Source organism: Mycobacterium sp. (assembly GCF_050701515.1).
Classification (GTDB): Bacteria; Actinomycetota; Actinomycetes; order Mycobacteriales; family Mycobacteriaceae; genus Mycobacterium.
The window spans coordinates 1-3,581 of record NZ_JBOGDB010000062.1 but is presented as its reverse complement, the minus strand read 5'-3'; the positions used below and the strand labels follow the sequence as shown (position 1 = coordinate 3,581).

At 66.9% G+C, this 3,581-nt stretch carries 5 protein-coding genes; 3 read left to right on the top strand and 2 right to left on the bottom strand.

Translation table 11 applies throughout. The features are described 5' to 3' along the window. The 3 genes from ACRDU5_RS05230 to msrB form a co-directional block, all read left to right on the top strand. Positions 1-545 (top strand): alpha/beta hydrolase (locus tag ACRDU5_RS05230; RefSeq protein WP_526613360.1); only part of this gene is annotated, 545 nt, incomplete at its 5' end. Between the two features lie 22 nt (positions 546-567). Next, positions 568-1,878: an arabinofuranan 3-O-arabinosyltransferase gene (aftC, locus tag ACRDU5_RS05225; RefSeq protein ID WP_526613358.1), complete on the top strand. Its 1,311-nt coding sequence runs from the start codon at positions 568-570 to the stop codon at positions 1,876-1,878. Next, a complete protein-coding gene (gene msrB / locus ACRDU5_RS05220; RefSeq protein WP_526613356.1) occupies positions 1,875-2,288 on the top strand; it encodes a peptide-methionine (R)-S-oxide reductase MsrB in 414 nt (137 codons plus the stop codon). The genes aftC and msrB overlap by 4 nt, the downstream gene beginning before the upstream one ends. A 74-nt stretch (positions 2,289-2,362) precedes the next feature. Here msrB and hemQ read toward each other — a convergent pair whose 3' ends face one another. Both hemQ and ACRDU5_RS05210 read right to left on the bottom strand, forming a co-directional pair. Further along, positions 2,363-3,067: a hydrogen peroxide-dependent heme synthase gene (gene hemQ, locus ACRDU5_RS05215; protein WP_526613355.1), complete on the bottom strand. Its 705-nt coding sequence runs from the start codon at positions 3,065-3,067 to the stop codon at positions 2,363-2,365. Positions 3,068-3,072: 5 nt separating this feature from the next. Continuing rightward, a partial coding sequence (locus tag ACRDU5_RS05210; RefSeq protein WP_526613353.1) for a protoporphyrinogen/coproporphyrinogen oxidase occupies positions 3,073-3,581 on the bottom strand: 509 nt, incomplete at its 5' end.

Genomic DNA, 3,581 nt, shown 5'->3' with positions numbered 1-3,581 from the left:
GCACGGCGCTGGCCTACCCGCGGGGCGACCGCACCGCCGCCACCAACAGCCTGGCCTCGGCGGTGGCGTCGGCTAACGCCGGTGACATCAACCAGTTCACCAACCTGATCACTCAGGCCGACACCCTGCGCCAGACCGACGGCCAGTTCGTCAACTCGTGCAGCGACGCGCTGAACCGGCCCACCCCGGATCGGGTCCGCGAGCTGGTGGTCGCCTGGGAGAAGCTGTACCCGCAGTTCGGCACGGTCGGAGCGCTCAGCCTGGTCAAATGCCTGAACTGGCCGAGCGGAACGGTGCCGGATGAGCCGAAGAACCTCAAGATCCCGGTGCTGCTGCTCGGCGTGCAGAACGACCCGATCGTCGGCAACGAGGGCGTCGCCCAGGTCGCGGCCACCGTGATCAACGCGGGCACGGCCAGCAAGCGCGTCATCTGGCAGGGCATCGGGCACGGCGCGAGCATCTACTCGGCCTGCGCATTGGCCCCGGTCATCGGCTATCTCGACAGCGGCAACCTGCCGCCCACCGACACATACTGCCCCGCCTAGAGCCCGACGGCCGCGGCCGCCGGTGTACGGTGCGCTGGTGGCGGCACCAGACTCCATCCGTACCGGCCTGCGTGATTCCCTTCGGGCTGCCTTCCGGCCCCGCACCTCCCCACCGAGCACTGCAACGGTGCTGCGGTCGGTGTTGTGGCCGATCGCGATCCTGTCGGTCATTCACCGCAGCTACGTCCTGGCCACCAACGGCTACATCACCGACGACTTCGGGCCGGTGTATCGCGCCGTGGTCAACTTCAAGCACGGCTTGGACATATACAACGAGCACTTCAACCACGTCGACCCGCACTACCTGTATCCGCCCGGCGGCACGCTGATCATGGCGCCCTTCGGGTACCTGCCGCCCGACGCGTCGCGCTACTGGTTCATCTTCTTCAACACACTCGCCATCGTGCTCGCGGCGTATTTCTTGTTGCGGCTGTTCAAGTTCGGGCTGGCGTCGGTGGCCGCGCCCGCCCTACTGCTGGCGATGTTCTGCACCGAGACGGTGACCAACACGCTGGTGTTCACCAACATCAACGGCTGCATCCTGCTGCTGGAGGTGCTGTTCTTCCGCTGGTTGCTGGACGGCAAGGTCAGCCACCAGTGGTGGGCCGGGGTGGCGATCGGGTTGACGCTCGTCGTCAAACCACTCTTGGCGCCATTGCTGTTGCTGCCATTGCTCAACCGGCAGTGGCGGGCGTTGGTTACGGCGATTCTGGTGCCGTTGGTGTTCAACGCCGCCGCGTGGCCGTTGATCAGCGACCCGATGAACTTCGTCACCCGCACGTTGCCCTACATTCTGGGCACCCGCGACTATTTCAACAGCTCGATCCTCGGCAACGGCGTGTACTACGGCCTGCCGATGTGGCTGATCATGTTGCTACGCATCGTCTTTGCGTTGTTGGCGGTGGCGAGCCTGTGGCTGCTGTACCGCTACTACCGCACCCGTGACCCGCTGTTCTGGATGGCGACGTCGTCGGGTGTGCTGCTGATCGCGTCCTGGCTGGTGATGTCGCTGGGCCAGGGCTACTACTCGATGATGCTGTTCCCGTTCCTGATGACGGTGGTGCTGCCGAACTCGGTGATCCGCAGCTGGGTGGCGTGGCTGGCCATCTACGGCTTCATGACGATGGACCGCTGGCTGCTCGGGCAGTGGCCAACCACCGGACGGGCACTGGAGTATTTGAAGATCACCTACGGCTGGTCGCTGATGCTGATCGTGGTGTTCTGCGTGCTCTACTTCCGCTGCCGGGACGCCAAGGCCGAGGACAGGCTCGACGAGGGCATCGACCCGCCGTGGATGAGGCAGCAGGAGCCCCGCGCTAGCGTGGGCACATGACCTCTCCGCGGCCCAACCTGGAGCTCACCGACGACGAGTGGCGCCAGAAACTCACCCCGTCCGAGTACGCGGTGCTGCGCGAAGCCGGCACCGAGCGGCCCTTCACCGGCGAGTACGCCGACAGCAAGACCGAAGGCGTCTACGAATGCCGGGCCTGTGGCGCCGAGTTGTTCCGCAGCACCGAGAAGTTCGAATCCCATTGCGGCTGGCCGTCATTCTTCGACCCGGCGAACTCCGACGCGGTCATCCTGCGGCCCGACGATTCGCTCGGCATGACCCGCGTCGAAGTGCTGTGCGCCAACTGCCACAGTCACCTGGGCCACGTATTCGAGGGTGAGGGCTACCCGACGCCGACCGACCAGCGCTACTGCATCAACTCGATTTCGCTGCGACTGGTTCCGGCTTCCTGAGTCTTCGCCGAAACGGGAGCCAGGGTCGTCGGATCGCCGTTTCAACGACCGGGAATCCTATTTCGGCGCAATGGTCACGGCAGCTTGGCGACGAGTTCTTCCACACCGACGCGCGGGCCGGTGAAGAACGGCGTCTCCTCGCGGACGTGTCGACGCGCGTCGGTGGCGCGCAGGTCCCGCATCAGGTCGACAATGCGATGCAGTTCAGGTGCCTCGAACGCCAGGACCCACTCGTAGTCGCCGAGCGCGAATGCCGGCACGGTGTTGGCCCGGACGTCCTTGTAGCCGCGGGCGGCCATGCCGTGCTCGGCCAGCATGCGGCGGCGCTCGTCGTCGGGCAGCAGATACCAGTCCAGCGACCGGACGAACGGATACACACAGATGTAGGCGCCGGGCTCCTCGCCGGCCAGGAACGCCGGGATATGGCTCTTGTTGAACTCCGCCGGCCGGTGCAGTGCGACAGTGCTCCACACCGGCGTGGTCGCCCGACCGAGCGTGGTGGCGCGGCGGAAGTCGGAGTAGGTGGCCTGCAGCGCCTCCACCCGCTCGGCGTGCGTCCAGATCATGAAATCGGCGTCGGCGCGCAGCCCCGCGACGTCGTACAGGCCGCGGACCACCACGCCGTTGTCTTCCTGCTGCTTGAAGAAGGTGGCGGCCTCCTCGACGATCGCCTCCCGCGCCCCCTCTTCATGGCCCAGTGCTCCTGGACGCACCGCGAACACCGAAAACATCAGGTAGCGCAGGGTCGTGTTGAGAGCGTCGAAATCCAGCTTGGCCATGGCGTCTATCGTGCCACGCGCGTCGTGACCAGCGACGCCGCCGCCCTGGTCGCCGCCGCGATGCAGGCCGGCACCCCGATGCCGTCCAGGTAGCCGCCGGCCACCGCCAGCGACGCCGGCAGGCCCGCGCGCAGCTCGGCGACCAGCTCGCCGTGTCCCGGCCCGTACTGCGGCATCGCGTCGATCCATCGGTGCACCCGACAATCGACCGGCTCGTTGGTGGTGCCGAACACCGCGGCCAGGTCCTCCGCCGCCCAGGACAGCAGGTCGTCGTCGCCGACGCTGCGGGCCCAGTTTTCGGTGGCGTCACCGTATCGACCGAACGACAGCCGCACCAATTCGACGTTGCCGCGCCGACCCCACTTGCGCGATGTCAAGGTAATCGCCTTGGCGTGCAGGCGTTCCCGGCCGGCCACCAGTACGCCGGAATTCTCGGGCAGCGGCGTGCCGCCGGGTAGTGCCAACGCCACCAGCGCCGTCGATGCCACCGCGATGCGTCGCGCCGCCGCGGCGG

Coding starts and splice junctions, on each gene's coding strand:
- msrB (WP_526613356.1), top strand. CDS start 1,875: ATGACCTCTCCGCGGCCCAACCTGGAGCTCACCGACGACGAGTGGCGC.
- hemQ (WP_526613355.1), bottom strand. CDS start 3,067: ATGGCCAAGCTGGATTTCGACGCTCTCAACACGACCCTGCGCTACCTG.